At 61.4% G+C, this 26,750-nt stretch carries 25 protein-coding genes; 11 read left to right on the plus strand and 14 right to left on the minus strand.

What is annotated here, in order from left to right; all coding sequences use genetic code 11:
- Positions 1 to 3: 3 nt before the first annotated feature.
- Both AC07V4_RS10610 and AC07V4_RS10615 read right to left on the minus strand, forming a co-directional pair.
- Positions 4 to 3,066 (minus strand): efflux RND transporter permease subunit, encoded by a 3,063-nt coding sequence (locus tag AC07V4_RS10610; protein ID WP_492636364.1) that lies wholly within the window; start codon positions 3,064 to 3,066, stop codon positions 4 to 6.
- A gap of 13 nt (positions 3,067 to 3,079) precedes the next feature.
- Positions 3,080 to 4,207 (minus strand): efflux RND transporter periplasmic adaptor subunit, encoded by a 1,128-nt coding sequence (locus AC07V4_RS10615; protein WP_492636363.1) that lies wholly within the window; start codon positions 4,205 to 4,207, stop codon positions 3,080 to 3,082.
- Positions 4,208 to 4,420: 213 nt separating this feature from the next.
- On the opposite strand from AC07V4_RS10615, the gene AC07V4_RS10620 reads away from it, so the two are divergent.
- Together AC07V4_RS10620 and AC07V4_RS10625 are read left to right on the plus strand one after the other, a co-directional pair.
- Positions 4,421 to 5,026 carry a TetR/AcrR family transcriptional regulator gene (locus AC07V4_RS10620; RefSeq protein ID WP_492636362.1) on the plus strand — a complete coding sequence of 202 codons (606 nt, stop codon included), beginning with the start codon at positions 4,421 to 4,423 and terminating at the stop codon, positions 5,024 to 5,026.
- A 187-nt stretch (positions 5,027 to 5,213) separates the two neighbouring features.
- Complete coding sequence (locus AC07V4_RS10625; RefSeq protein ID WP_492636361.1) at positions 5,214 to 5,672, plus strand: REP-associated tyrosine transposase; 459 nt, start codon at positions 5,214 to 5,216, stop codon at positions 5,670 to 5,672.
- Between the two features lie 110 nt (positions 5,673 to 5,782).
- On the opposite strand, the gene AC07V4_RS10630 is transcribed toward AC07V4_RS10625, so the two are convergent.
- Entirely contained in the window at positions 5,783 to 6,223 is a 441-nt protein-coding gene (locus AC07V4_RS10630; RefSeq protein WP_431753514.1) for a GlcG/HbpS family heme-binding protein, read from the minus strand.
- A 256-nt stretch (positions 6,224 to 6,479) separates the two neighbouring features.
- On the opposite strand from AC07V4_RS10630, the gene gcl reads away from it, so the two are divergent.
- From gcl to AC07V4_RS10670, 8 genes are all read left to right on the plus strand, one after another.
- Positions 6,480 to 8,255, plus strand: a complete 1,776-nt coding sequence (gcl, locus tag AC07V4_RS10635) for a glyoxylate carboligase (RefSeq protein WP_492636360.1) — start codon at positions 6,480 to 6,482, stop codon at positions 8,253 to 8,255.
- A gap of 10 nt (positions 8,256 to 8,265) precedes the next feature.
- The gene (gene hyi, locus AC07V4_RS10640) at positions 8,266 to 9,048 is read left to right on the plus strand and encodes a hydroxypyruvate isomerase (RefSeq protein ID WP_492636359.1); all 783 of its coding nucleotides are present in this window, start codon (positions 8,266 to 8,268) and stop codon (positions 9,046 to 9,048) included.
- A 145-nt stretch (positions 9,049 to 9,193) separates the two neighbouring features.
- Positions 9,194 to 10,084, plus strand: a complete 891-nt coding sequence (locus AC07V4_RS10645) for a 2-hydroxy-3-oxopropionate reductase (protein ID WP_492636358.1) — start codon at positions 9,194 to 9,196, stop codon at positions 10,082 to 10,084.
- Between the two features lie 169 nt (positions 10,085 to 10,253).
- Positions 10,254 to 11,534: a glycerate kinase type-2 family protein gene (locus AC07V4_RS10650; RefSeq protein WP_492636357.1), complete on the plus strand. Its 1,281-nt coding sequence runs from the start codon at positions 10,254 to 10,256 to the stop codon at positions 11,532 to 11,534.
- Positions 11,524 to 12,939 carry a pyruvate kinase gene (gene pyk / locus AC07V4_RS10655; RefSeq protein WP_492636356.1) on the plus strand — a complete coding sequence of 472 codons (1,416 nt, stop codon included), beginning with the start codon at positions 11,524 to 11,526 and terminating at the stop codon, positions 12,937 to 12,939. The genes AC07V4_RS10650 and pyk overlap by 11 nt, the downstream gene beginning before the upstream one ends.
- A 113-nt stretch (positions 12,940 to 13,052) precedes the next feature.
- A complete protein-coding gene (locus tag AC07V4_RS10660) occupies positions 13,053 to 13,928 on the plus strand; it encodes an urea transporter (RefSeq protein WP_492636355.1) in 876 nt (291 codons plus the stop codon).
- A gap of 31 nt (positions 13,929 to 13,959) precedes the next feature.
- Positions 13,960 to 14,781 (plus strand): ion transporter, encoded by an 822-nt coding sequence (locus AC07V4_RS10665; RefSeq protein WP_492636354.1) that lies wholly within the window; start codon positions 13,960 to 13,962, stop codon positions 14,779 to 14,781.
- Between the two features lie 98 nt (positions 14,782 to 14,879).
- Positions 14,880 to 15,884 (plus strand): sulfate ABC transporter substrate-binding protein, encoded by a 1,005-nt coding sequence (locus AC07V4_RS10670; protein WP_492636353.1) that lies wholly within the window; start codon positions 14,880 to 14,882, stop codon positions 15,882 to 15,884.
- Between the two features lie 69 nt (positions 15,885 to 15,953).
- On the opposite strand, the gene AC07V4_RS10675 is transcribed toward AC07V4_RS10670, so the two are convergent.
- On the minus strand, positions 15,954 to 16,568 hold the full coding sequence (locus AC07V4_RS10675) for a DUF5666 domain-containing protein (RefSeq protein WP_492636352.1): 615 nt from the start codon (positions 16,566 to 16,568) through the stop codon (positions 15,954 to 15,956).
- A 176-nt stretch (positions 16,569 to 16,744) separates the two neighbouring features.
- Here AC07V4_RS10675 and AC07V4_RS10680 point away from each other — a divergent pair, with 176 nt between their 5' ends.
- Positions 16,745 to 17,941 (plus strand): MFS transporter, encoded by a 1,197-nt coding sequence (locus tag AC07V4_RS10680; protein ID WP_492636351.1) that lies wholly within the window; start codon positions 16,745 to 16,747, stop codon positions 17,939 to 17,941.
- Between the two features lie 9 nt (positions 17,942 to 17,950).
- Here AC07V4_RS10680 and AC07V4_RS10685 read toward each other — a convergent pair whose 3' ends face one another.
- From AC07V4_RS10685 to phnG, 10 genes are all read right to left on the minus strand, one after another.
- The gene (locus AC07V4_RS10685) at positions 17,951 to 19,477 is read right to left on the minus strand and encodes a M10 family metallopeptidase C-terminal domain-containing protein (RefSeq protein ID WP_492636350.1); all 1,527 of its coding nucleotides are present in this window, start codon (positions 19,475 to 19,477) and stop codon (positions 17,951 to 17,953) included.
- A gap of 397 nt (positions 19,478 to 19,874) precedes the next feature.
- On the minus strand, positions 19,875 to 20,618 hold the full coding sequence (gene phnP / locus AC07V4_RS10690) for a phosphonate metabolism protein PhnP (protein WP_492636349.1): 744 nt from the start codon (positions 20,616 to 20,618) through the stop codon (positions 19,875 to 19,877).
- Entirely contained in the window at positions 20,609 to 21,181 is a 573-nt protein-coding gene (gene phnN, locus AC07V4_RS10695) for a phosphonate metabolism protein/1,5-bisphosphokinase (PRPP-forming) PhnN (RefSeq protein WP_492636348.1), read from the minus strand. Before phnN ends, phnP begins: the two co-directional genes overlap by 10 nt.
- The gene (locus tag AC07V4_RS10700; RefSeq protein WP_492636347.1) at positions 21,181 to 22,326 is read right to left on the minus strand and encodes an alpha-D-ribose 1-methylphosphonate 5-triphosphate diphosphatase; all 1,146 of its coding nucleotides are present in this window, start codon (positions 22,324 to 22,326) and stop codon (positions 21,181 to 21,183) included. Before AC07V4_RS10700 ends, phnN begins: the two co-directional genes overlap by 1 nt.
- Positions 22,316 to 23,038, minus strand: a complete 723-nt coding sequence (phnL, locus tag AC07V4_RS10705; protein WP_492636346.1) for a phosphonate C-P lyase system protein PhnL — start codon at positions 23,036 to 23,038, stop codon at positions 22,316 to 22,318. Before phnL ends, AC07V4_RS10700 begins: the two co-directional genes overlap by 11 nt.
- The gene (gene phnK / locus AC07V4_RS10710) at positions 23,035 to 23,844 is read right to left on the minus strand and encodes a phosphonate C-P lyase system protein PhnK (protein WP_492636406.1); all 810 of its coding nucleotides are present in this window, start codon (positions 23,842 to 23,844) and stop codon (positions 23,035 to 23,037) included. Before phnK ends, phnL begins: the two co-directional genes overlap by 4 nt.
- Positions 23,805 to 24,647 (minus strand): alpha-D-ribose 1-methylphosphonate 5-phosphate C-P-lyase PhnJ, encoded by an 843-nt coding sequence (locus tag AC07V4_RS10715; protein WP_492636345.1) that lies wholly within the window; start codon positions 24,645 to 24,647, stop codon positions 23,805 to 23,807. The genes phnK and AC07V4_RS10715 overlap by 40 nt, the downstream gene beginning before the upstream one ends.
- On the minus strand, positions 24,640 to 25,716 hold the full coding sequence (locus AC07V4_RS10720) for a carbon-phosphorus lyase complex subunit (protein ID WP_492636344.1): 1,077 nt from the start codon (positions 25,714 to 25,716) through the stop codon (positions 24,640 to 24,642). The genes AC07V4_RS10715 and AC07V4_RS10720 overlap by 8 nt, the downstream gene beginning before the upstream one ends.
- Entirely contained in the window at positions 25,716 to 26,306 is a 591-nt protein-coding gene (phnH, locus tag AC07V4_RS10725; RefSeq protein ID WP_492636343.1) for a phosphonate C-P lyase system protein PhnH, read from the minus strand. The genes AC07V4_RS10720 and phnH overlap by 1 nt, the downstream gene beginning before the upstream one ends.
- Positions 26,306 to 26,743 (minus strand): phosphonate C-P lyase system protein PhnG, encoded by a 438-nt coding sequence (gene phnG, locus AC07V4_RS10730; RefSeq protein WP_492636342.1) that lies wholly within the window; start codon positions 26,741 to 26,743, stop codon positions 26,306 to 26,308. Before phnG ends, phnH begins: the two co-directional genes overlap by 1 nt.
- Positions 26,744 to 26,750 lie beyond the last annotated feature (7 nt).

Raw genomic sequence — 26,750 nt, forward strand, 5'->3', positions numbered from 1 at the left:
GCATCAGCCCGCAACCACAGAGCGGCGACTGAAACGCTCGCCCAGGCCGTGCATCGCGAGGAAGATCACCGGCGTGGAAAATAGCGTGAGCAGCTGGCTCAACAACAAGCCGCCGATGATCGCGATACCCAACGGGTGACGCAGCTCCGAACCGATGCCCGTTCCCAATGCCAAGGGCACAGCACCGAACAGCGACGCCATGCTGGTCATCAAGATCGGCCGAAAGCGCAGCTCCGCCGCCTGACGAATCGCCGCCACCGGGCTCAAGCCACCTTCGCGTAACAGTTCCAGGGCGAAGTCGACCATCATGATGCCGTTTTTCATGACGATACCGATCAGCAACACGATGCCGATCAAGCCAATGATGTCGAACTGCGTGCCGGTGAGCAGCAGCGCCAGCAATGCGCCGAGGGCCGCCGACAGCAAGGTCGAAAGGATCGTCACCGGGTGCACGAAGCTTTCGTACAGAATGCCCAGCATCAGGTACACCACCACAATCGCCGCCAGCACCAGGAACACCTGGTTGGAGAGCGAAGCCTGGAACGTCGCCGCCGCGCCTTCCAGGTTGGCCTGCACCGACAGCGGTAGGCCAACCTTGGCTTCAATCTGTTGCAAGCGCGTCACCGCCGCCCCCAGTGTCTGCCCGGGGGCGAGGTTGAACGACACGTCGGCATAGGGAAACTGCCCCAGACGGTTGATGGTGACCGGCGTGCGTACCACCTGCATGGTCGCCATGCTTGATAACGGCGCCACCCCGCCACCGGGAATGTCCACGTACAAACCGGTGAGCAGATCCGGCAGGTTATGCGGCGGATGGTCGGTGGCGATCACCACGTGGTACTGGTTGAGCTGGGTGTAAATGGTCGACACCTGGCGCTGGCCGAACGCGTCGTACAGCACATCGTCGATGGCCTGCGGGGTGATGCCCAGGCGCGAGGCAGTAGCACGGTCGAAGGTCAGCTTGATCTGGTTGCCGAACTGCATGGCCTGGCTTTGCACGTCGGTGAACATCGGGTCTTGCTTGATGGCGGACAGCAACTTGATGGTCCACTGTTCCAGTTCGTTCGGGTCGGTGGCTTGCAGTCCCAGGCGATAGCTGGTGGTGGACACCGTGGCGTCCAAGGTCAGGTCCTGCACCGAGTGCAGGTACAGGCGGATACCGGCGTCATCCGCATTGGCATCGGCCAGGCGGCGGATCACCTCGGCACTGCTGTCGCGCTCACCACGGGGCTTGAGGTTGATCAGCACATTGCCTTGGTTGATGGTCGGGTTCGTCTGGTCGATGCCGACGAACGACGACAGGCTTTGCACCGCCGGGTCCTTGAGGATGCGCGCCGCCAGGCGTTGCTGCTCAACCTGCATCTGCTGGAACGAGATGGTCGGCGACGCCTGGGAAATCCCCTGGATCAGGCCGGTGTCCTGGTCGGGGAAAAAGCCCTTGGGCATGATGACCAGCGTCAGCAAGGTCAGCGCAGCCGTGAGCACCACCGAGATCAACGTCAAGGTGCGGTGCGCCAAGACCCAATCCAGGCCGCGCACATAGTGGTGGTTGATGCGATCGAAAAAATCCGGGCGACGCGCCTCGTGCTTGGACTTGAGCATGCGCGCGCACATCATCGGCGTGAGCGTGAGGGAAATCACCGCCGAAATCACAATGGTCACCGCCACGGTCATGGCGAATTCACGGAATAACCGCCCGACCACATCGCCCATGAACAGCAGCGGAATCATCACCGCGATCAGCGCAATGGACAGCGAGATGATGGTGAAGCCGATCTGCTCCGCCCCCTTGAGCGCGGCCTGCAACGGGATATCGCCCGCCTCCAGGTAACGGGTGATGTTTTCGATCATGACGATGGCGTCATCCACCACGAACCCGATGGCGATAGTCAGCGCCATCAGCGTCAGGTTGTTCAGGGAAAAGCCCAGGGCATAGGCCACTGCCAAGGTGCCGATCAGCGTCAGCGGAATGGTGACGGCGGGAATGATGGTTGCCGGGATATTGCGCAGGAACAGGAAGATCACAATGACGACCAACAAGATCGCCAGCCCCAACTCGTACTGCACGTCGGTGACCGAAGCGCGGATGGTCTGGGTGCGGTCGGTCAGCACGGCGACCTTCAAGGTGCCCGGCAGGCTCGCGCGCAATTTGGGCAGCAGTTGCTGCACGCGGTCGACCACTTCGATCACGTTGGCGCCGGGTTGGCGCTGGATATTCAACACAATGGACGGCGTGTCGTTGGTCCACGCAGCCTGGCGCGGGTTCTCCGGGCCTTGGGTGGAACTGGCGATCTGCGACAGGCGGATCGGTGCGCCGTTTTTGTAGGCGATCACCAGGTCGCGGTATTCCTCGGCCGATTGCAACTGGTCGTTGGCGCCGATGGAATACGCCTGGAATTTGCCGTCGATATTGCCCTTGGCCTGATTGACGTTGGCCGTGCCCAGGGACGTGCGCAGGTCATCCAGGGATAAGCCGAGGCTGTTGAGCGCCGAGGTGTTGGCTTCGACCCTGACCGCCGGGCGCTGGCCACCGCTGATGGTGACCAGGCCGACACCGGTAATCTGTGAGATCTTCTGCGCCAGGCGGGTGTCGGCCAGGTCCTCGACCTTGGTCAGCGGCAGTACGTCGGAGGTCAGCGACAAGGTCAGTACCGGTGCATCGGCCGGGTTGACCTTGCTGTACACCGGTGGGTACGGCAGGTTCGCCGGCAGGAAAGTACCCGCCGCGTTGATCGCCGCCTGCACTTCCTGTTCGGCCACGTCCAGGGACAGCGACAGGTCGAATTGCAGGGTCACCACCGACGCACCATCAGAGCTGGTGGAGTTCATCGACTTGAGCCCGGGCATCTCGCCCAACTGGCGCTCCAGCGGCGCCGTGATCGACGAACTGACCACATCCGGGCTCGCGCCGGGGTACTGGGTGAAGACCTGGATGGTCGGGTAGTCGACTTCGGGCAGCGCCGACACCGACAGCAAGTGATAGCCCAACAGGCCGAGCAGCAGCACCGCCACCATCATCAAGGTGGTGGCAACCGGACGTTCGATAAAGGGCCGCGAAATATTCATGCTCGGCAGCTCCTCACTGGGCGACGACCTTCACCGACGAGCCATCGTCCAGTTTGTCGGCACCTTCGGTGATCACCTGCTCACCGGTCTTGAGCCCGTTGTCGAGCACCGCCGACACATCCCCTGTGGAGGAGCCGACGTTGATATTGCGCAAGCTGGCCTTGCTGCCGTTGACCACAAATACGAAGTCGCCCTTGCTGCCATGCTGAATCGCACGAGTGGGCACCACAGCGATCTGGCTCAAGGTGTCTGCCTTCAACCGTGCGTTGACGAACTGATTGGGAAACAGCACATTGCCCGAATCGTCGAACTGCGCCTTGACCTTGATCGTACCGGTGCTGGTGTCTACCTGGTTATCCAGGGCTAGCAACGTGCCGGTGGCGAGCAAGGTTTTTTTGTTGCGGTCGTACGCCAGCACGGTAACGGGGCCACGGGCCAGGGCCTGGTTGATGGCGCCTAGGTCATCCTCGGGAACGGCGAACACCACCGTGGCCGGGTTCATCTGGGTGATCACCACGATGCCAGTGGTACTGGCGGTGGTCACGTAGTTGCCAGGGTCGACCAACCGCAGGCCGACCACGCCATCCACCGGCGAGGTGATGGTGCAGTAGCTCAATTGCACTTCGAGGTTTTGCACATTGCCTTGGTCGGCGGCGACGGTGCCCTGTTGTTGCTGGACCAGGGAAGCCTGGGTATCGAGGGTCTGCTGGCTGGTGGAGCCGGCCTTGACCAGGTCACGGTAACGGGCCAGGTCGCGCTGGGCGTTGGCCAACACGGCCTGATCGTGAGCCAGGGTGCCCTTGGCCACGGCCAATTGCGCCTTGAGTGCACGGTCATCGATACGGGCGATGACCTGGCCTCGACTGACGTGCTGGCCTTCCTTGAACTCCACACTGCTGAGAATGCCATCGACCTGGCTTACCACCGTGACGCTGCGCGTGGGCGTCACAGTGCCAAGGGCGTCGATGTACACCGGCACATCCTGCAAGGCCACCGGTACGACCGCCACCGGCTCACCGACAGAGGGAGGTTTGCCTTTGTGGGCGCCACCCAAGAAATGCATACCCAGGCCGATCACCAGCGCCACCACCAATAACCCGCCAACTGCCCAGGCGAACGTACGTCGTCTGCTGTTCTCCACGGTTTCTCACTCGAACGCCGACTACCAAAGATGCTTTGAACTCTAGCAGTGCGCCCGACGTATGCCTGTACGACCGTGAATGCGTTCAGCATCAAGACAGACAATGTCAGTGTAACGCCCGTGGTACATGGGCTGCGGGAGGATTCTTGAGCGTCGCGCAAGGCCGGTGCTACCATGCGCAACCGCCAGTCTTGGCAAGGAAACTCCAGGTTTATGAGCAGCATTCGCGAGCGCAACAAAGAAAAGATCCTGCGGGCGGCCAGCGAGGAGTTTGCCGACAAGGGCTTCGCCGCGACCAAAACCAGCGACATCGCCGCCAAGGCCGGGCTGCCCAAGCCCAATGTCTATTACTACTTCAAGTCCAAGGACAACCTCTACCGCGAGGTGCTCGAAAGCATTATCGAGCCGATCCTGGCTGCTTCCACACCCTTCAACCCCGAAGGCGAGCCAGCGGTGGTGTTGAGCAACTACATCCGCTCAAAGATCCGCATCTCCCGCGACCTGCCCTTTGCCTCCAAGGTGTTCGCCAGCGAAATCATGCACGGCGCCCCGCACCTGAGCGCCGATCAGGTCGAGCAACTGAACGCCCAGGCCAAGCACAATATCGACTGCATCCAAAGCTGGGTGGACCGCGGCCTGATCGCGGCGATTGACCCCAATCACCTGATGTTCAGCATCTGGGCGGCGACACAGACCTATGCGGATTTCGACTGGCAGATCTCGGCGGTGACCGGCAAGGCCAAGCTGGATGAGGCGGATTATGAAGCGGCGGCGCAGACGATTATTCGGTTGGTGCTCAAGGGGTGTGAGCCGGACTGAGAGACCGAGGTGCGGCTATCGCAGGCAAGCCAGCTCCCACACAAATTGTATGAACACCGCAAATCCCCTGTGGGAGCGGGCTTGCCCGCGATAGGGCCCGCCCAGACACATCCTGCTAAAAGCCTTTCCATCTGTATCACTCACCGAAATCTAGCCTCTCAGAACCCCACTGAAGAGAGGCCATGGAATGCCAAATCTCCCCGCTTCAAAGCGCCTGCGCATAGGTCGCCATGACGAACCCAACCGCATTTACCTTCTGACCAGTAATACCCTTGATCGCGAACCCATCTTTCAGGACTTCAAGCTTGGCCGATTGGTCGTCCAACAATTCAGAAACGCGCAAAACCAAGGCTTGGCGACGTCCTTGGCTTGGGTCGTCATGCCTGATCATTTCCATTGGCTTGTCTCATTGGAAAAAGGCTCACTGGGCGACTTGATGCGCCAGGTGAAGTCCAAAAGCACTCGTGTGGTGAATGCAGTCGCCGGGCGCCAAGGACGTCTCTGGCAAGCCGGCTTTCACGACCATGCAGTGCGTCGGGAGGAAAGCCTTGAAGGGATTGCGCGCTACATCGTAGCCAATCCTTTGAGAGCTGGGCTGGTGAAAAAATATGGCGACTATCCGCTGTGGGATGCCATTTGGCTTTGACTTGGGACCGAGTCGTCTGCATCGCGGGCAAGCCCGCTCCCACAGGGGAACGCATTTGAAACTGTGGGGTCGGGCTTGCCCGCGATAGGGCCCTACCAGTCACCCAAGAATCAAGCCGACACCCCCGCATCCGCCAACAACCCCACCCCCTCGATCGCCGTAATCGCGCACTGTTCGTCAATATCCGACGTATCCCCGCTGATCCCTATCGCCCCCAGCACCACGCCCTGCTGATTTCGAATCAACACACCACCCGGCGCCGGCACCACGCTGCCCTGCCCCAGGCTGTTCAACGCGGCGATAAACGCCGGGCGCTGCTGGGCGTCCAACGCCAGCAAACGTGAGCCCTTGCCCATGGCAATTGCGCCCCAGGCCTTGCCGATGGCGATCTGCGGGCGCAGCAGGCTCGCGCCGTCTTCCCGTTGCAGGGTGATCAAGTGCCCGCCGCTGTCGAGCACCGCGATGGTCAGCGGCGCCGCTGAAATGGTGCGCCCTGCGGTCAGGGCCTGGCTGGCCAGTTGGGTGGCGAGTTTCAAGGTTAAAGCGCTCATGGTGCCGTCCTTCTTTTGTTATTGGGAAAGCGGTGGAGGTCTGAAACATCAGATGCTCGATCAAACAAATAGAACACAATGATATTTATTTTTGTATACAATATTTTCAAACAAAGTCCCCACATGTCGGAAAAAGCCGTTCCGACAAACGCAAAGGCCGGTTTATAAAATGCATTGACCTGCGCAGCTCGCCGTGAATACACTTTGATCACTCACCACTTGTATACAATTACAAAACGCAAGAGGCACCAAAACCATGAGCAAAATGAGAGCAATCGAAGCCGCCGTTCTGGTGATGCGTCGTGAAGGCGTAGATACCGCCTTCGGTATCCCGGGCGCCGCGATCAACCCGCTGTATTCGGCCTTGCAGAAGGTCGGTGGCATCGATCACGTCCTTGCTCGCCACGTTGAAGGCGCCTCGCACATGGCCGAGGGCTACACCCGCACCAAGGCCGGTAATATCGGCGTGTGCATCGGCACGTCGGGCCCGGCGGGCACCGACATGGTCACCGGCCTGTACAGCGCCTCGGCCGACTCGATCCCGATCCTGTGCATCACCGGTCAGGCACCGCGTGCCCGTATGCACAAGGAAGACTTCCAGGCCGTCGACATCACCAGCATCGTCAAGCCGGTGACCAAGTGGGCGACCACCGTTCTTGAACCCGGCCAAGTGCCGTATGCGTTCCAGAAGGCCTTCTATGAAATGCGCTCCGGCCGCCCAGGTCCGGTGCTGATCGACCTGCCATTCGACGTGCAGATGGCCGAGATCGAATTCGACATCGACGCCTACCAGCCCCTGCCCCTGGCCAAGCCATTGGCTACCCGCGTGCAGGTAGAGAAAGCGCTGGCCCTGCTGGACCAGGCTGAACGCCCATTGCTGGTGAGCGGTGGCGGCGTGATCAACGCCGACGCCAGCGAGTTGCTGGTTGAATTTGCAGAACTCACGGGTATCCCGGTGATCCCGACCCTGATGGGCTGGGGCACCATCCCGGACGATCACCCGCAGATGGTGGGCATGGTCGGCCTGCAAACCTCACACCGCTATGGCAATGCGACCATGCTCAAGTCGGACGTGGTACTGGGCATCGGTAACCGCTGGGCCAACCGCCACACCGGTTCGGTGGAGGTGTACACCGAAGGCCGCAAGTTCATTCACGTCGACATCGAGCCGACGCAGATTGGTCGCGTGTTCACCCCGGACCTGGGCATCGTTTCCGACGCCGGTTCCGCACTGACGATGTTCATTGAAGTCGCCCGCGAGTGGAAAGCCGCCGGCAAGCTCAAGGACCGCAGCGCCTGGCTGCATGACTGCCAACAGCGCAAAGCCACCCTGCACCGTAAGACCCACTTCGACAACGTGCCGGTCAAGCCGCAACGGGTGTACGAAGAGATGAACCAGGTGTTCGGCAAAGACACCTGCTACGTCAGCACCATCGGCCTGTCGCAGATTGCCGGCGCGCAGTTCCTGCATGTGTACAAGCCACGGCACTGGATCAACTGCGGCCAGGCCGGCCCGCTGGGTTGGACCATCCCTGCCGCCCTGGGCGTGGTCAAGGCCGACCCAAGCCGCAAGGTCGTGGCGCTGTCGGGCGACTATGACTTCCAGTTCATGATCGAAGAGTTGGCGGTAGGCGCACAGTTCAAGCTGCCGTACATCCACGTGGTGGTGAACAACTCCTACCTCGGTTTGATCCGCCAGGCCCAGCGCGGCTTTGAAATGGACTACTGCGTGCAGTTGTCTTTCGACAACCTCAACGCCCCGGAACTCAACGGCTATGGCGTAGACCACGTGGCCGTCGCCGAGGGCCTGGGTTGCAAGGCCTTGCGCGTGTTCGAACCGGGCCAGATCGCGCCGGCGTTGCGCAAGGCTGAGGAAATGATCGAAGAATTCAAGGTGCCGGTGATCGTTGAGATTATTCTGGAGCGCGTGACCAATATTTCCATGGGCACCGAGATCAACGCCGTCAACGAATTCGAAGATCTGGCCTTGGTCGGCAACGATGCACCAACCGCCATTTCCCTGCTCGATTAAGGAGAACCCTATGCCGCGTTTTGCCGCCAACCTGTCCATGCTGTTTACCGAGCAGGACTTTCTCGCCCGCTTCAAAGCGGCTGCCGACGCAGGCTTCCAAGGCGTCGAGTACCTGTTCCCGTACGAGTTCAGCTCGGCCGAGATCAAGGCACAACTGGACGCCAACGGCCTGACCCAAGTGCTGTTCAACCTGCCGGCCGGTGACTGGGCCAAAGGCGAACGCGGCTTGGCGTGCCACCCGGACCGGGTCGAGGAGTTCCGTGCCGGGGTCAAGCTGGCCATCGCCTACGCCCAGGTGCTGGGCAATACCCAGGTCAACTGCCTGGCGGGCATTCGCCCTGCCGGTGTGGATGACGAAACCGTGGAAAAAACCTTCGTCGCCAACCTCAAGTACGCCGCCGACAAGCTACAGGCGGCGGGCATCAAACTGGTGATGGAGATGATCAATACCCGCGACATCCCGGGTTTCTACCTCAACAACACCGCCCAAGCCCTGTCGATTCGTGAACAAGTGGGCAGTGACAACCTGTTCCTGCAGTACGACATCTACCACATGCAAATCATGGAGGGCGACCTGGCCCGCACCATGGCGGCGCACTTGGGTGAGATCAACCACATCCAGCTGGCCGACAACCCCGGGCGCAATGAGCCGGGGACGGGGGAGATCAACTATCGGTTCCTGTTCGAGCATTTGGACCGCATCGGCTACACGGGTTGGGTCGGCTGTGAGTACAAGCCGTTGACCACCACCGAAGCGGGCCTTGGCTGGCTCAAATCTCACAACGCGATCTAACTGACACAACACAATACCTATGTGGGAGGGGGCTTGCCCCCGATGACGTCAGGTCAGTCAGTACACGTTCGCCTGACACACCGCTATCGGGGGCAAGCCCCCTCCCACATTGAGCCGGTTGTGCAATAAAAAGAGGATTTTCATCATGGCTAAAATCGGATTTATCGGCACCGGCATCATGGGTCAACCCATGGCCGCGAACCTGCAGAAAGCCGGTCATCAACTGTTTCTCTCCGAGCACCACGGCAAGGCCCCCACCGAGCTGGTCGCCGCTGGCGCCGTGGCTCTGGCCAACCCGCAGCAGGTCGCCCAGGAAGCCGAGTTCATCATCGTAATGGTGCCCGACACCCCGCAGGTCGATGACGTGCTGTTCCGCGCCGACGGCGTTGCGGCGGGCCTGTCGCCGAACAAGGTGGTGATCGACATGAGCTCGATCTCCCCCACCGCCACCAAGGCGTTCGCGGCGAAGATCAATGCCACCGGCGCGCAGTACCTGGATGCGCCGGTGTCCGGTGGTGAAGTCGGTGCCAAGGCCGGTACTTTGAGCATCATGGTCGGTGGCGAGCCGCAGACGTTTGAACGCGCACTGCCGCTGTTCCAGAGCATGGGCAAGAACATCACGCTGGTGGGCGGCAATGGCGATGGCCAGACCGCCAAGGTCGCGAACCAGATCATCGTCGCGCTGAACATTCAGGCGGTGGCCGAAGCGCTGCTGTTCGCCGCCAAGAACGGCGCCGACCCGGCCAAGGTGCGTGAAGCACTGATGGGCGGCTTTGCCTCGTCGAAGATCCTGGAAGTCCACGGCGAACGCATGATCAAGGGCACCTTCGATCCAGGCTTCCGTATCAACCTGCACCAAAAGGACCTGAACCTGGCCCTGGCCGGTGCCAAGGAGCTGGGGATCAACCTGCCGAACACTGCTGGCACGCAACAGGTGTTCAGCACCTGCACGGCGATTGGTGGCGGCAATTGGGACCACTCGGCGCTGATCAAGGGCCTGGAGCATATGGCGAATTTCTCGATTCGCGAGAAGTAACCCACATTTGAAATGCCGGTCAGTGTGGGAGCTGGCTTGCCTGCGATAGCGGTCTTCCAGTTAGACATTCATTGCCTGATACATCGCTATCGCAGGCAAGCCAGCTCCCACATTTAATCTCCATTCCAAGTCTCACATCTAATAACAAGAATCCCCCGGGAGCCCGCTTATGTCGGTCGATCCGCAACACCTGCTTCGCGAGCTGTTTGCCACAGCCATCGACGCCGCCCATCCCCGGCAAGTCCTTGAACCTTATCTACCCACCGACCGCAGCGGCCGCGTGATCGTGATCGGCGCCGGCAAAGCTGCGGCTGCCATGGCCCTCGTCGTCGAAAATTGCTGGCAGGGCAAGGTCAGCGGCCTGGTCGTCACCCGCTACGGCCACGGCGCGCCCTGCAAGAAAATCGAAGTGGTCGAGGCTGCCCACCCGGTGCCCGATGCAGCGGGCCTGGCGGTGGCCAAGCGTGTGCTGGAGCTGATCAGCAACCTGACCGAAGCCGACCGCGTGATCTTCCTGCTCTCCGGTGGCGGCTCCGCGTTGCTCGCCCTGCCCGCCGAAGGTATCAGCCTGGCGGACAAACAAGCCATCAACAAAGCCTTGCTCAGATCCGGCGCCACCATTGGCGAGATGAATTGCGTACGCAAACACCTCTCGGCCATCAAGGGTGGCCGGCTGGCGAAAGCCGCATGGCCGGCGACGGTGTACACCTACGCCATCTCCGACGTGCCGGGCGACCAGGCCACAGTGATCGCCTCCGGCCCGACCGTCGGCGACCCGAGCACCTCGCAACAGGCCCTGGCGATCCTCAAGCGCTACCACATCGATGCACCCGCCTCGGTGCGCAGCTGGTTGCAGGACCCAGCCTCAGAAACCGTCAAACCTGGCGACCCGGTCCTCGCCCGCAGCCACTTCCAGTTGATCGCGCGACCACAGCAGTCCCTGGAAGCGGTGGCCGTGAAAGTGCGCCAGGCTGGGTTCAGCCCGTTGATACTCGGCGACCTGGAAGGTGAAGCGCGGGACGTGGCCAAGGTGCACGCCGGTATCGCCCGGCAAATCGTGCAGCACGGCCAGCCCTTGGCGGCGCCGTGCGTGATCCTGTCCGGCGGTGAAACCACCGTCACCGTACGCGGCGATGGCCGTGGCGGGCGCAATGCCGAATTCCTGCTAAGCCTCACCGACAGCCTCAAAGGGCTGCCCGGCGTGTACGCCCTGGCCGGTGACACCGACGGCATCGACGGCTCGGAAGACAATGCCGGCGCGCTCATGACCCCCACCAGCTACGCCCGCGCCGAAGCCCTGGGCCTGTCGGCCGGCGACGAGTTGGACAACAACAATGGCTACGGCTATTTCGCCGCGCTCGACGACCTGATCGTCACCGAGCCGACTCGCACCAACGTCAATGACTTCCGCGCCATCCTGATTCTTGAGACTGCCAAACATGACGCCTGACAAGAAGGTCAAAATTCTCGCCACCCTGGGCCCGGCCACCGACGGTATCGACGACATCCGCGAGTTGGTGGAAGCCGGGGTGAATATCTTTCGCCTCAACTTCAGCCACGGTGATCACTCTGATCATGCACAGCGCTACCAGTGGATTCGCCAGGTGGAGCGCCAGCTGAATTACCCGCTGGGTATTCTCATGGACTTGCAAGGGCCGAAACTGCGGGTCGGGCGTTTTGCCGAGGGCAAGGTACAACTGGTGCGCGGCCAGGCGTTGCGCCTGGACCTGGACCCGACCCCAGGCGACCAACGCCGGGTCAACCTGCCCCACCCGGAAATCATCGCGGCGTTGGAGCCGGGCATGGACCTGCTGCTGGATGACGGCAAGCTGCGCCTGCGGGTCATCACCAAGCACGCCGACGCTATCGACACCACCGTGCTCAATGGCGGTGAGTTGTCCGACCGCAAAGGTGTGAATGTGCCGCAAGCCTTGCTCGAACTCAGCCCGCTGACCGCCAAGGATCGTCGCGACCTGAGCTTCGGCCTGGAACTGGGTGTGGACTGGGTGGCGCTGTCCTTTGTGCAACGCCCGGAAGACATCCGCGAAGCTCGCGAATTGATCGGCGACAAGGCGTTTCTGATGGCCAAGATCGAGAAGCCGTCGGCCGTGCAGCGCCTGCAGGAGATCGCCGAACTGAGTGACGCAATCATGGTGGCCAGAGGCGACCTGGGCGTGGAAGTGCCGGCGGAAAGCGTGCCGCAAATCCAGAAAGACATCATCAGCACCTGTCGCCAGTTGGGTAAGCCGGTGGTGGTGGCCACGCAGATGCTCGAGTCCATGCGCTTTTCGCCGGCGCCAACTCGTGCCGAAGTCACCGACGTGGCCAATGCAGTGGCCGAAGGTGCGGATGCGGTGATGCTGTCGGCGGAAACCGCCTCGGGCGAATACCCGCTGGAAGCCGTGCAGATGATGAGCAAGATCATCCGCCAAGTGGAAAACGGCCCGGATTACCAGACGCAACTGGACGTCAGCCGGCCCAAGGCGGACGCCACGGTGTCTGACGCGATCAGCTGTGCGATCCGGCGCATCAGCAGCATCCTGCCGGTGGCGGTGCTGGTGAACTACAGCGAGTCGGGCAGCTCCAGCCTGCGCGCGGCGCGGGAGCGGCCGGTGGCGCCGATTCTCAACCTCACGCCGAACCTGTCCACGGCACGGCGTTTGAGCGTGGCGTGGGGCGTGCATTCGGTGGTCAATGATCGGCTGCGGCAGGTGGATGAGGTGTGTTCCACCGCGCTGGAAATTGCCCAGGCCCAGGGCATGGCGCAGCGTGGGGATACGTTGGTGATCACGGCGGGGGTGCCGTTTGGGCAGCCTGGCTCCACCAATTCCTTGCGTATCGAGACGTTGATTTAGCGTCTGTAAGGGCCTCTTCGCGGGCAAGCCCGCTCCCACACGATTGAACGCGGTCAAGTGTGGGAGCGGGCTTGCCTGCGATAAGGGCAACTCGGTCTAACTGACTTACCCAAATGCACAACCCCACCTGCCCCGACTGGGCCGAAGCCCTGCTTAACGGCTTCAGCCAGATCTTCCTGCAACGCCAGCCGCTGTGCGGCCTGCTGTGCCTGTTGGCCATCCTGATCGGCGCCCCGGCTTTATTCGGCGGGGCGTTGCTGGGCGGCGTGGCGGGTTTGCTCACGGCCCAGCGTCGAGGTTATCCCAAGGCCGAACGCCAGGCCGGTCTGTACAGCTACAACGGTGTGCTGCTGGGTGTGTTGATCAGCCAGCATTTCGTCTGGTCGGCGTTGGTACCGCCGTTGATTCTGGCGTGCGGTGGCCTGAGTGCAATGCTCATGAGGCAATGGCTCAAACACGCCACCCAGCCGGATGATCTGCCTGCCTACACGGCACCTTTTGTCGGGCTGAGCTGGTTGCTGATGGGCACGGTGCCTGAAAGCACGTTTGCCCTGAGCGAACCTGACACCCTGGCCGTTATCAGCGCGCCTTTTACCGGCCTCGCGCAAATCCTGTTACTGGACCACCCCCTGGCCGGAGCCTTGATTGCCCTGGGCCTGCTGCTGGCCAACCGTCGCGCCGCGTTATGGGCGTTGGTCGGCGCCGGCATCGGCGTGTTCGTCGGCGTGCTACTGGGCGAGCCCACCAGCGCCCTGCTCGGCCTGCACAGCTACAACCCCGCACTTGCCGCCTTGGCGCTGAGCCAGATCTATCGTCGGGCCTGGCTGCCGTTACTCGGCATAGTGTTGGCAATTGTGCTTTCACCCGGCTTCACCGCCTTGCACCTACCTGCACTGACCGCGCCATTTATCCTCGCCTGCTGGCTGGTGCGCGCCAGCCAGCGGATGTTGCAGAAAACCCGCATGGACAGCCCCTTCGAATCCCCCTAGGCTGGCTCGATCTTCGATTCAGGCGACTTCCATGGACAGCAACAACTGGCGTCAACGACTGTATGTAATGGTGTTCCAGAGCGACACCGTGGCCGGACGACGCTTCGACAGCACCCTGCTCTTGATCATCCTTGCCAGCCTGGTGATCGTGATCCTCGACAGTATCCAAGAGGTGCACGACAACTACGCCGATGTGCTGGCCTACATCGAGTGGGGCTTTACCATCATCTTTGCCATCGAGTACGGGCTGCGGCTGTATTGCTCGCCCAAGCCGTTGCGTTATGCCTTCAGTTTCTACGGGCTGGTGGACTTGCTGGCCATCGTGCCGGGCATCCTGGCGCTGTACTACAGCGACGCCCAATACCTGTTGATTATCCGTATCATCCGTATGCTGCGGATCTTCCGGGTACTCAAGTTGGGCCCCTACCTCAAGCAGGCCAATTACCTGATGTCGGCGCTGCGGGGCAGCAAGCAGAAGATCGTGGTGTTCCTGCTCAGCGTGTGCACCCTGGTGACGGTGTTCGGCACCCTGATGTACGTGATCGAAGGGCCGGAGCACGGGTTTACCAGTATTCCCAAGGGCATTTACTGGGCCATCGTGACCCTGACCACCGTGGGCTTTGGCGATATCGTGCCCAAGACGCCGCTGGGCCAAGTCATTTCGTCGCTGGTGATGATCACCGGTTACTCGATCATCGCCGTACCGACCGGGATTTTTACGGCGGAACTGGCTAACGCGATGCGCGGCGAGCAACTGCAACACGACTGCCCGGTGTGCAAGAAAAACACCCACGAGTCCAACGCTGCGTTTTGCTCCCGTTGCGGCAGTACGCTGTTTAAGAAAATGGAATAAGCAAAGTTCTTTTTAATCTTTAAGCGACTATGCCCCCCCGGCTATAGTCGCTGGCAAAAGGCCTTCCCCTCTTCTTCTCGAACAACAAGGAATGAGCAGTGAAAAAAATCCTCAGCGCCTCTCTACTGGCCGCCGGCCTGGCCCTGGCCGGCGCCGTCCAAGCCGCACCGGTCACCCTGCTCAACGTCTCCTACGACGTGATGCGCGATTTCTACAAGGACTACAACGCCGCGTTCCAGAAGCATTGGGAAACCGAGCACCCGAACGACAAGCTGACCCTGCAGATGTCTTTCGGCGGTTCCAGCAAACAAGCGCGTTCGGTCATCGACGGCCTGCCCGCTGACGTGATCACCATGAACATGGCCACCGACATCAATGCCCTGGTGGACAACGGCAAACTGGTGCCGGACAACTGGGTCACCCGCCTGCCGAACAACAGCGCACCGTTCACTTCCGCCACCGTCTTCATCGTGCGCAAGGGCAACCCCAAGGCCCTGAAAGATTGGCCGGACCTGCTCAAGGACGGCGTACAGGTGATCGTGCCCAACCCGAAAACCTCGGGTAACGGCCGCTACACCTACCTGTCGGCCTGGGGCTATGTACTGAAAAACGGCGGCGATGAAAACAAGGCCAAGGCGTTTGTCGGCAAACTGTTCAAACAAGCGCCGGTGCTGGATACCGGTGGCCGCGCCGCCACCACCACGTTCATGACCAACCAGATCGGCGACGTGCTGGTGACCTTCGAGAACGAGGCGGAAATGATCGCCCGTGAATTCGGCCGTGATCAGTTCGAAGTGATCTACCCAAGCGTCTCCGCCGAAGCCGAGCCGCCGGTGTCGGTGGTCGACAAAGTGGTCGAGAAGAAAGGCACCCGTGCGGCGGCCGAGGATTACCTGAAGTACCTGTGGTCGCCTGAAGGCCAGGAGATCGCCGCCAACAACTACCTGCGTCCGCGTGACCCGAAAGTGCTGGCCAAGTACACCGACCGCTTCCCGAAAGTCGACTTCCTGTCGGTGGAAAAGACCTTTGGTGACTGGCGTACGGTGCAGAAGACCCACTTCAATGATGGTGGGGTGTTTGACCAGATCTACTCTGGTCAATAACCCGCTCTAGCTGAAGAAATGCAGTCCAGTGTGGGAGCCTGCTCCCACATTTGGTTTTGTGTCTGGCCGTTACATCGGCGGGGTTACGCCATCCTTACCGGCTGAGATGGCCTGCGCCGTAATTGTTCCATCCGCGCCCTTCGCTGCAAACAACACCACCTTCACCCCGGCCTTGAGCAAACTGCGATCCCCCGGCTCCAGGTTGACGATGGGCACATCATCCGGCACTACGATCTTCTGCTCACCGCCCTTGTATTTGACGGTCAAGGTGCGCCCGTTGCTGACCACCAGGTCGCCGACGGTGCCGTTGGTCATGCTGCTGCCTTCTTTCAAGTCGAAGGCGCGGTGCCCGTCGCCGGTGCCGGCCATGGCCGGTGGGAACACGTGCACTTCCAGCGCCGTCAGCGTGCCATCGGCATTCGGCATCGCGGCGGAGCCGATGTAGCTGCCGGGCTTGATCTCATCGATCTTGGCCAGGGTGACAGCGCGCACCTGGGTGTCCTTGGTCAGGTGGACGGTGACTTCCTCGCCGCTGTTGACCTTGACGTGCAGCGCATCACCGTCGACTGCTGTAATCGCGCCGCGTACCCCGACACGCGGCACTTCGGCGGCATTGGCGAGCCCCATGGCCATGGCCGCGGCGAGGGTGGAAGCCAGGAGCATCTTGTTCAACGTGATCTTCATCGCAGTGGATTTCCTGTTTCGGCTGTTGTGTCTGAATGTATCATTACCCTTCGCGCAGAAAGTTAACGATTCACTCATCAATACCGGACATGAGTGATATCACTGCCAGCGGCCTACCCGGGCTACGGTGTTGTCTTTAGGCTCGCCCCACTTTCCTACGCTTTTATGAGAACACCATGAACGCTACGTCCCACGCTACAAGCACCATGACCCGGAGCATGGTGATGCTGTTCGCGTTTTGCTGTGGCGCCATCGTGGCCAACATCTACTACGCACAACCGATCATCGAACTGATTGCGCCCGACATCGGCCTGACCCCGACGATGGCCAGCCTGATCGTGTCCCTGACGCAAATCGGCTACGCCCTCGGCCTGTTCTTCCTCGTGCCACTGGGCGACCTGCTGGAAAACCGCAGGCTGATGATCATCACGACCGTCGTGGCCATCGCCAGCTTGTTGGGCGCTGCTTTTACCGAGCAGCCGAACCTGTTCCTGCTGGTGTCGTTGCTGATCGGCTTCAGTTCGGTGTCGGTGCAGATCCTGATCCCGCTGGCGGCACACCTGGCACCCGCCGAGTCCCGTGGCCGTGTGGTCGGCAGCATCATGGGTGGCCTGCTGCTCGGTATCCTGCTGGCACGGCCGGTTTCCAGTGTGGTGGCCGACCACTTCGGCTGGCGCGCGATGTTCATGGCCGCCGCCGCATTGATGGCATTTATCAGCGTGGTCTTGCTGCTGACCATCCCCAAGCGTCAGCCCGACCACAGCGCCAGCTATGGCCAGTTGCTGCGTTCCCTGGGCACCCTGCTGCGTGAGCAACCGGTACTGCGCCAACGGGCGTTCTACCAGGGTTGCATGTTTGCGACTTTCAGCCTGTTCTGGACCGCCGCCCCACTGGAGCTGGCGCGTAATCATGGCCTGAGCCAAAGCGAGATCGCGTTGTTTGCGCTGGTCGGCGCACTGGGCGCTATTGCTGCGCCCATCGCCGGTCGCCTGGCCGATGCTGGCCACACTCACCGTGCTTCGTTGCTGGCCATGCTGTTTGCCGCGCTGAGTTTCCTGCCGGCCTTCGTGCATCCGCTGTACAGCGTGATCGGCCTGGCGGTGACCGGTGTGGTCCTGGACTTCTGTGTGCAGATGAACATGGTGCTCGGCCAACGCGCGATTTACGCCCTCGACGCCCACAGTCGCGGCCGCCTGAACGCGCTGTACATGACCAGTATCTTCATCGGCGGCGCGTTTGGTTCGGCGATTGCCAGCAGCGTGTATGAACACGGCGGCTGGTTGGGTGTGATGCTGGTAGGCAGTGCGTTCCCTCTGGTTGCGTTGCTGCGGTTCCTCAGCGCTTCACGCCAGGCCACGGCCGCCACTGCTTGAGGGAGCGGTTCAAGACTGTTTTTTTTCCGCCGATGCTTGGCCGGATGTTGATGTCAGCAGGCTCAGCAACTGCGAGAAAAATGCTAGCAGGGTGATAGCAAACATCTGAATCAAGCCGGCGGACTGTTCCTGTGTCTTATCCAGCAACGGGGCGGGAGCGGGTGTTGGGGCCGGAGGCGGCGCAGGAGTAGGTGCGGGAGCTGGCGCAGGCTGAACCTCAGGCGATTGACCGCCCCACAGCACATCAGCTGGCTTGATCTCACCCTTGCTCTTGATCAACAGGTCCGCGTTACCGGTTCCCTTCAGGTCAATGGCCAGGCTTGAGAGGCCTGTGCTGGGGTCATGCTTGAGCACCGCCTCCCCGGCTCGCCCAGTGAACCGGTCAGTGAAAACGAGTGACCGCACACCCGCTTCCTTCAAGGCTCCCGACACGTCGACCTTATCCGTACCACTACTGAAATCCTCGATCATGTCCGGGTCGGTCGGCGTGGAATCGCTGGCCTTGTCGTAGACAAAGGTGTCCGCGCCGCCACCGCCTCTCAGGGAGTCGCCCTTCCCACCGCCCTTGATCCGGTTTGCCGCGTCATTCCCCGAAATGTTGTCTCGCCCAGAGCCGCCAATCGCGTTTTCAATCGTACAGCCCTTGGCAATGGACACATTGCCCTTCAATCCGCCCACATCAGAAAACGATTCGGCGTTCAGGTTGATGGCCTGGTCCTGGGAGAACCCGGAGAAATCCATCGTGTCGACGCCGCCCCCGTCCCAGATACAGAAGACGGGTTTGTCGGCAGCGCTTTTGAGGCTCATCGCCTCCCGCTCAGTATTGGAGTTGAAGCCATAGGTGGTGTCGGTGTTGCGGGTTTGATGATTGGCCCCGTAAAGGCGTTGCGCCGCAGCGATATCGTCCATCATCGGTGCGGAGGGGTTCAGCCCCTTGAAGTCGTGACCCTTCTGGTTTTTCTCGGAAAAGTAACTCATGACAGTGCGCGCCTTTGTATCCTCGGCGTAGACCGCACTGTTGTGGTAATTGGGAGCCCCTCCGTTGTAGGTACCCGGGTGATGCAGGCCAATGGCGTGGCCGATCTCATGCACAGCGGTGTTCGAGAAATGACTGCCTAATTCCGGCGCGCGTCCCTCTCCCCGCGTGCCAATCGTAGCCGTCGTCTCGGAAGTAAAACGATTGGGAGAGGTGGCAACACCCCGATCACCACGTGGGTTGTTGCGGATGTTGAGCGTGCCGTCGGTCCCGCTTGATTGCTCGCGAAAGTTGATATTGGCCACATCCTGCCAGGACTGCACTGCCTGGCGGACACGCCGCTGCTGCTGGTGGGTGAAACTGCTATCCACTGTGTAATTCACATCGACTTTCGAATCGCCATTACGGTCATGAAAACGCAGGTTTTCCCGAGTCAGCTGTTTGGCTGCCTGGTCCGTTGTGTAAGAAGGTTTATTACCACTCCCCACACCAAACGGGCCGGGGTCCGATACCGGCAGGTTGTTGAGAGGACGGATACTACGCAGGTCATAATTGTTCATGGTGCGGCGCCTTTGGGGTTAATAAAGAGAGCCGGCTAACCGATCGTTAGCCAACCGTTCCAGAGGTAAACTCGCACGCTGAAAAAGCCGATACCAACGTAGATTTGGTTCTAACCGCAACACCTGCACGCCTCGAAACATGAGGCGATACAACCAGGAATGCCTTTGCAATTTAAACACTCGACAACACAAAACCCTGGGCGATATCGAGTTGTTTTCCCAAGAGAAAAACAAAATTAAAAAAAGCATTTTTTGCTCAAGTACGCTTTTTCCCCATCGCCCAGGACATACCCATTAAACCTTCCTCAGCAAGGAACTGGCGGGTCGAGACAGCAAGAGAATGAAGAACAACGGTGGGAGCTGGCTTGCCTGCTCCCACAAGAATATGCAGCGCCTGTCAGATAATCCGCCCATCCCATGCCACGGTCACATGACGCGGCAACTCATGCCGATGCTCCAGCAACCACGCATCCAACGTATGCCCCACATGAGTCAGCACACCCAATTGCGCGCCGCTACCCTCGATGCTCTGCAATGCCAGGGTCAGGTCGTTGTGATTGCGCGGCGCTTGCGGCGGCATCGAGCAATCGAGCACCAGCACGTCCAGTGGCTCGCGTTGCAACCACGCCAATGTGGCAGGCGGCAGGCCGACGGTATCGGTGAGGTAAGCGATGCGCCGCCCTTGCCCTTCCAGTAAATAACCGAAAGTCAGCTTTGAATGTTGTAACGGTAACGCGGTGACGCTCAGTACACCGAATCGGCGCGTCTCGAACTCGGCGAATGGCTGGCTGAAATCGAGGATGCCCGGGTGTTTGTACAGGTCGGATAACCCCTCCGGGTCAGCAGGACCATGCACAGGAATCACCAGTCCCTGGCCCCAACGCAGGTGCAATAAACCCTGAGCATGATCGGCGTGATAGTGGGTCTGGAAAATACCGTTGAAGCTACGCGGCGGGAAACGCTCGGTGAGGTCGGGCAAACCGCTGTCGATCAGCCAGCGTTGGTCGCCACATTCGATCAGCGCACTGCAGGGACGACGGCGCTGGCTTTCGTCGCTGCGCGCCAGGTTGCAAGCGGCACATTCGCAGCCGTACACCGGGACTTGCCGCGCGTCGCCGGTGCCCAACAACGTCAGGCGCATGCCGAATGCCCGTGGTCCAGGCAACACAGCAGGCGCTCGACGGTGTGCTCCAGCGGGCCGGAATTATCCAACACGAATAACCCCGCGCCGTTACCGGCAATCAGTTCGGCGGTGAACCGTGCATTGCGGGCCAACCGCTCCTCGATATCCGCCAACGACTCACGCCCACGCGCAATCAAGCGTTCGCGCAACACGGCTTGATCCACCGTCAGCAACAACACCAACGAGGTCGGATAGCGCTCACGCGTCTGCGCCAGGTGCGCACGGGAGCCATTGACCAGTACGTCCTCTCCCGCCGCCAGCCAATCGTCGATTTCCTTGGGGATGCCATAGGACAGCCCATTGGCCTGCCAACTGAGGGCAAACGCGCCCTCGGCCTGCATCACGGCAAACTGCTCCGGGCTTACACCTTGCGCCGCTTCACCTACCGCTTCCGCCGAGCGTGTAATCACGCGGCGCACCATACGGCAGCCACGCTCGAGCAACCGCGCACGTGCGGCATCCAGCAGGCTGTCCTTGCCCGAACCCGATGGTCCGATGAGATAGATCAACCTGCCCGCCATCAAAACACCCTCTTCGCTTGTCGCCAGACTTGTTGTACCACCGGCAGCCCGTCGCGACTCCTGGCCTGGACCAGGTCGGCGCGCAAGCCTGTGGCAATTTCACCACGATCAGTGAGCCCCGCCGCTTGCGCCGGCGCCAGGCTGATCATCTTGACCGCCCGTGCCAAATCGCCACCGTCCTGCTGGTCAGCCAACACAAACGCCGCCTGCAGCAGGCTCGCCGGGTAATAGTCGCTGGAAAGTATATCCAGCAATCCCTCGGCCGCCAGACCGGCGGCGGCCACATTACCGGAGTGCGAGCCGCCACGCACCACGTTCGGCGCGCCCATCAGCACTTTCATGTTCAGCGCCTGGCAGCCCTTCGCCGCTTCCAGGGTGGTGGGGAATTCGGCGATGGTCATGCCATAACGCGCCGACTCCTGTACATGGGCCAACGTGGCATCGTCATGGCTGGCCACCGACAGCCCGCGCCCCAGGCAATCCTCGACGATGGCCGCGCGATAGCGGTCGCTGTAGGCCAGGGAGTTGGCCTTTTGCAGCACGATAAACGCGTCCATGGTTTCATCGTTCAGGTGGTACTTGCCCATGTAGTACTCACGGTACTTCGCTTCGAGCACAAACTGGCGCTGACCCGGCGAGTGGTCCATAACCGACACCAGTTGCACCAGCGGGTTTTCCACCAGGTCGCGGAACACACTGAGGGTGTCCGGGTGGCACAGCTCGCAGCGTAGGTGCAGGCGGTGTTCGGCGCGGGTCAGCCCGGCGCCCTCGGCAGCGGCGATGGCATTGAGCATCGCCGGCAGCTTTTGCATGCGGTTGCCCTTGGGGTTCACATCGCCAATGGACACCGCGTCAAACACTGTAGTGATACCCGCCGCGATGATCTGCGCATCGTGGCTGAGCACCGCCGAAGTCGACGGCCAATCCACGCCGGGCCGCGGGGTCATGTGTTTTTCCAGATTGTCGGTGTGCAACTCCACCAGGCCCGGCAGCAGGAAATCACCGCCCAGGTCCTGGGCCTGGGGCAACTGGCTGCGGCCTTCAGCGATGTCGACGATGTGGCCATCGCGCAGCACCACGCTCCCCAGGAACATACGCTCGGCGGTGACGACCTGGGCATTACTGAGGATCTGTTCAGCGGGCATGGGCGTATTCCTCTTGGGCGATGGGCGTCGGGGTCATGTCGAAATGGCGATCAGCCACTGCTTCACGGGCAGCGCGATCGTGAAAGATGCCGATCAGCGCAGCACCAGCGGCCTTGGCTTCGTTCATCAGTTCCAGCACCACCTGACGGTTCTGGTCGTCCAGAGACGCGGTGGGTTCATCCAGCAGCATCACCGGCCAATCCACCATGAAGCCGCGGGCGATATTGACGCGCTGCTGCTCGCCACCCGAGAAGGTGCCGGGCGCCAGTTGCCACAGGCGCTGGGGGATGTTGAGGCGAGTCAACAGGTGTTCGGCACGCGCCTGCGCATTGGCCTTGGACTCACCACGGGCCAGGGCCGGCTCCATCACCACATCCAGGCACGCCACACGGGGAATCACCCGCAAAAACTGGCTGACGTAGCCGAGGGTCTGCTGGCGCACCTGAAGGATGTCACGCGGTTCGGCGCCGACCAGTTCCAACCATTCACCGGCATGACGTACACGAATGCTGCCACCCGCCGGTAGGTAGTTGCCGTACAGCGTGCGCAGCAACGTGCTTTTACCCGCGCCAGACTGGCCGTGCAGCACCAGGCACTCGCCGCCCCGCACACTGAACCCGACCCCACGCAGCACGTTGAGCACCACGCCATTTTGCTGATGCAAGGTGAAGGTTTTCGAGAGGTCACGGACCTCGATCAAGATGTTGGTCATGGCTGCAGTACCGAAGACACCAGCAGTTGAGAGTAAGGGTGCTGTGGATCATCGAGGATCTGGTCGGTGAGACCGGCTTCCACCACCCGTGAGCGGCGCATCACCATCAGGCGGTCAGCCAACAGGCGTGCCACGGCCAAGTCATGGGTGACGATCACCACCGCCAGGTCCAGTTCACGCACCAGGCCGCGCAACAGATCGAGCAGGCGCGCTTGCACTGACACGTCGAGACCGCCGGTGGGTTCGTCCATGAACACAAGACGCGGGCTCGACACCAGGTTGCGAGCGATTTGCAGGCGTTGCTGCATACCGCCGGAGAAGGTGCGCGGCAGGTCGTCGATGCGCTGCGGGTCGATCTCTACTTGCGCCAGCCAATCCAGACCTGCGCCGCGCAGTTCCTCATAGTTGCGTACACCCTGGGCCATCAGGCGCTCGCCGATATTCGCGCCGGCCGACACGCCCATGCGCAGACCATCACGGGGGTTCTGTTCGACAAAGCCCCATTCGGTACGCAACAAGGTGCGGCGTTCGGCTTCGCTGGCGCTGTATAAGTCCAGCCATTCGCCGTCCTGGCTGCGGTAGCCGATGCTGCCGGCTTGCGGTGGCAGACGCCCGCTCAATAGCGAAAGCAAGGTGGACTTGCCGGAGCCGGACTCGCCGACAATCCCCAGTACTTCGCCGGGGTACAGGTCGAAGCTGACGCCTTGGCAACCCTTCTCCGGGCCATAGAGCAAAGACAGGTCACGTACTTGTAGCAAAGGCAGGCTCACTGGTTGTTCTCCTTGACGCGTTGCGCGCAGTACCAGGTGTCGGAACAGACAAAACTCTGGGTTCCCGCATCGTCCAAAATCAGCTCATCGAGGAACGATTCATGGCTGCCGCAGATGGCGCAGTTGTGCTCCCATTTCTGCACCTCGAAGGGATGGTCTTCAAAGTCGAGGCTGGTGACCTGGGTGTAGGGCGGCACCGCGTACAAGCGCTTCTCACGACCGGCACCGAACAGCATCAGCGCCGGACTCATGTCGAGCTTGGGGTTGTCGAATTTGGGGATCGGCGACGGGTCCATCACATAGCGTTCGTCGACCATCACCGGGTAGGCGTAGCTGGTAGCGATATGGCCGAAGGTGGCGATGTCTTCGTAGAGTTTTACGTGCATCACCCCGTAATCGTTGAGGGCATGCATGGTGCGGGTCTCGGTTTCCGAGGGTTCGATAAAGCGCAGCGGCTCAGGGATCGGCACCTGGTAGACCATGATCTGATCGGCGTGCAGCGGGGTTTCCGGGATACGGTGACGGGTCTGGATCACCGTGGCGTCCGGCGTGGCTTCGGTGGTGGCGACGCCAGCGGTGCGTGCAAAAAAGCGCCGGATCGACACGGCGTTGGTGGTGTCGTCGGCGCCCTGGTCGATGACCTTGAGCACGTCCTCCGCGCCGAGGATCGCGGCGGTCAATTGCATGCCGCCGGTGCCCCAGCCGTAAGGCAAGGGCATCTCGCGACCACCGAACGGCACTTGGTAGCCAGGGATCGCCACGGCCTTGAGCAAGGCACGGCGAATCATGCGCTTGGTCTGTTCGTCGAGGTAGGCGAAGTTGTAGGCGGCATCATTCATGGCTCGGGCCCTCGGCCGGTTGGCGCAGTTTGCGGATCAGTTCCAGTTCGGACTGGAAGTCCACGTAGTGCGGCAGTTTGAGGTGCGAGACAAAACCGGCCGCCTCGACGTTGTCGCAGTGGGCCAACACGAACTCTTCGCGCTGGGCCGGCGACACGATCTCTTCGTTGTATTCCCCGGCGCGCAGCGAACGGTCGACCAGCGCCATGCCCATGGCCTTGCGCTCGGCATGCCCGAACGCCAACCCGTAGCCTCGGGTGAACTGCGCCAGCTCGGTGGCGGAGCCGACGAACTGGTTGACCATCTCGCACTCGGTCACTTCGATGCTGCCCAGGCATATGGGGAAGCCCAGCTCTTGCGGGTCGATCCACACCTCGACGTCACCGATACGAATCTCACCGGCAAACGGGTGATTGCGGCCGTAGCCACGTTGGGTCGAGTAGCCCAGCGCCAACAGGAAACCTTCATCGCCACGGGCCAGGGCTTGCAGGCGCTCGGCGCGGCTGGCCGGGTATTCCAGCGGGTCGCGGGTGATGTCGGCGACGCTGGCGTTGTCGTCGGTTTCAGTCTTGATCAGGCCTTCTTTGGCGAGCAGGCCGAGCACCCGTGGGCAGGCTTCGATGCGTGCATCAGGCGTGGTTTGCGGGCCGGGGTATTCACCTTCGGCCAGCAGCGAAAAATCCAGCAGGCGGTGGGTGTAATCGAAAGTCGGGCCGAGCAACTGGCCGCCGGGCACGTCCTTGAACGTGGCAGACAAGCGCCGGGTCAACGACATCTGCGCAGTGTCGATCGGCAGGCTCGGGCTGAAGCGCGGCAGCGTGGTGCGGTAGGCGCGCAACAGGAAGATCGCTTCCACCAGGTCCCCCGCCGCTTGCTTGATCGCCAGCGCGGCGAGTTCCTCGTCGAACAGCGAGCCTTCGGTCATCACGCGAGACACGGCCAGCGGCAGTTGTTGACGGATTTGCGTCACGCTGAGCTCTGGAGTCGCAGTATCGCCCCGGCGCTTTTTCGCCAGCAGACGGTGGGCATTGTCGATGGCCTGTTCGCCACCTTTGACGGCTACGTACATCAGGCGTGCTCCTGTGCAATGCGGGTGCTGCGTGGCAGGCCGATCAGGTGATGGTCGGCGCAGAACAACACGTCCAGGCCACGGGGAAAGGCTTCGCGGCGTTGGCGTTCCTGCCAGAAGGCTTGCGGCACCGGCAGGTGCACCAAGCGTTGAGTCTGGATACCCGGACCACGACAGTTCAGGCCACGACCGGATTCCAAATCGGTGAGCTGAACGAGCAAGGTGCAGGACTGGTCGGGATAGCGGTCGTTGCCATGGTCGAAGCTGCCCAGGTCGAGCAGATCTTGTTCAGCGAGCAGCGCGAACGCGGCTTCTGCACGGTCTGACGTCAGCGGGCAGCCGCAATGGAACGCCAAATTGGCGCGAATCAACGCCGTATCGAAACTCGGCGCCAGCCATAGCGGTGTGTCCACATCCAGCAGGGCCAGGCACAGGGCATACGTCACAGGTGCCAGGCCATCAAGGTGTGGAGCGCAGGGTAAAGACTGGATCAGGCCAGGCTCAGCCAGCGCTTTAAGGGCAGCACGAAAGCCACGCTGGGCATCAAGGACCGGGTCGACAAACGCCGGTTGCAACAGTTGCGCATTCATCAGTTTTCTCCTCGCACGAGGGTGAAGAATTCGACCTTGGTGGCGGCGGTGTCCGCTTCCTTTTTTGCACGGCGTGCGGCCTGGGCATTGGCCAGCGCAGTGATCAGGTCGTTGAGCCAGAGACTTGGCTGGCTGCCTTGCAGATGCGCATCGGCCAGGGCCGCCAACTCGGCGTGAGCCTTGTCGCGCCCGGCCAGGTAGCTGTAGCCGGTGCGGCCATCGGCCAGGCGCACCACACAGCGGGTCACGCTCATTTCGCCGACGTTGAACGGTGCACCATTGCCGCCCATACGACCGCGAACCAGGGTCATGCCGATTTCCGGGGCGCGGATCAGTTGGTAGTCAGCGTCCTTCAAGGCCGCTTCATGAGGTTGCAGTTCACTGAGTTGGGCGCGGGCGAGCACACCCATCCAATGCTGACGCGGGGACAAGCTCATTGAGGAC

The organism is Pseudomonas sp. GW821-FHT03A09 (assembly GCF_059421065.1).

What these genes read in the sequence shown, in the direction of transcription:
- AC07V4_RS10610 (WP_492636364.1), bottom strand. Translation starts at nt 3,066, where the DNA reads ATGAATATTTCGCGGCCCTTTATCGAACGTCCGGTTGCCACCACCTTG.
- AC07V4_RS10620 (WP_492636362.1), top strand. Translation starts at nt 4,421, where the DNA reads ATGAGCAGCATTCGCGAGCGCAACAAAGAAAAGATCCTGCGGGCGGCC.
- AC07V4_RS10625 (WP_492636361.1), top strand. Translation starts at nt 5,214, where the DNA reads ATGCCAAATCTCCCCGCTTCAAAGCGCCTGCGCATAGGTCGCCATGAC.
- AC07V4_RS10630 (WP_431753514.1), bottom strand. Translation starts at nt 6,223, where the DNA reads ATGAGCGCTTTAACCTTGAAACTCGCCACCCAACTGGCCAGCCAGGCC.
- gcl (WP_492636360.1), top strand. Translation starts at nt 6,480, where the DNA reads ATGAGCAAAATGAGAGCAATCGAAGCCGCCGTTCTGGTGATGCGTCGT.
- hyi (WP_492636359.1), top strand. Translation starts at nt 8,266, where the DNA reads ATGCCGCGTTTTGCCGCCAACCTGTCCATGCTGTTTACCGAGCAGGAC.
- AC07V4_RS10645 (WP_492636358.1), top strand. Translation starts at nt 9,194, where the DNA reads ATGGCTAAAATCGGATTTATCGGCACCGGCATCATGGGTCAACCCATG.
- AC07V4_RS10650 (WP_492636357.1), top strand. Translation starts at nt 10,254, where the DNA reads ATGTCGGTCGATCCGCAACACCTGCTTCGCGAGCTGTTTGCCACAGCC.
- pyk (WP_492636356.1), top strand. Translation starts at nt 11,524, where the DNA reads ATGACGCCTGACAAGAAGGTCAAAATTCTCGCCACCCTGGGCCCGGCC.
- AC07V4_RS10660 (WP_492636355.1), top strand. Translation starts at nt 13,053, where the DNA reads ATGCACAACCCCACCTGCCCCGACTGGGCCGAAGCCCTGCTTAACGGC.
- AC07V4_RS10665 (WP_492636354.1), top strand. Translation starts at nt 13,960, where the DNA reads ATGGACAGCAACAACTGGCGTCAACGACTGTATGTAATGGTGTTCCAG.
- AC07V4_RS10675 (WP_492636352.1), bottom strand. Translation starts at nt 16,568, where the DNA reads ATGAAGATCACGTTGAACAAGATGCTCCTGGCTTCCACCCTCGCCGCG.
- AC07V4_RS10680 (WP_492636351.1), top strand. Translation starts at nt 16,745, where the DNA reads ATGAACGCTACGTCCCACGCTACAAGCACCATGACCCGGAGCATGGTG.
- AC07V4_RS10685 (WP_492636350.1), bottom strand. Translation starts at nt 19,477, where the DNA reads ATGAACAATTATGACCTGCGTAGTATCCGTCCTCTCAACAACCTGCCG.
- phnP (WP_492636349.1), bottom strand. Translation starts at nt 20,618, where the DNA reads ATGCGCCTGACGTTGTTGGGCACCGGCGACGCGCGGCAAGTCCCGGTG.
- phnN (WP_492636348.1), bottom strand. Translation starts at nt 21,181, where the DNA reads ATGGCGGGCAGGTTGATCTATCTCATCGGACCATCGGGTTCGGGCAAG.
- AC07V4_RS10700 (WP_492636347.1), bottom strand. Translation starts at nt 22,326, where the DNA reads ATGCCCGCTGAACAGATCCTCAGTAATGCCCAGGTCGTCACCGCCGAG.
- phnL (WP_492636346.1), bottom strand. Translation starts at nt 23,038, where the DNA reads ATGACCAACATCTTGATCGAGGTCCGTGACCTCTCGAAAACCTTCACC.
- AC07V4_RS10715 (WP_492636345.1), bottom strand. Translation starts at nt 24,647, where the DNA reads ATGAATGATGCCGCCTACAACTTCGCCTACCTCGACGAACAGACCAAG.
- AC07V4_RS10720 (WP_492636344.1), bottom strand. Translation starts at nt 25,716, where the DNA reads ATGTACGTAGCCGTCAAAGGTGGCGAACAGGCCATCGACAATGCCCAC.
- phnH (WP_492636343.1), bottom strand. Translation starts at nt 26,306, where the DNA reads ATGAATGCGCAACTGTTGCAACCGGCGTTTGTCGACCCGGTCCTTGAT.
- phnG (WP_492636342.1), bottom strand. Translation starts at nt 26,743, where the DNA reads ATGAGCTTGTCCCCGCGTCAGCATTGGATGGGTGTGCTCGCCCGCGCC.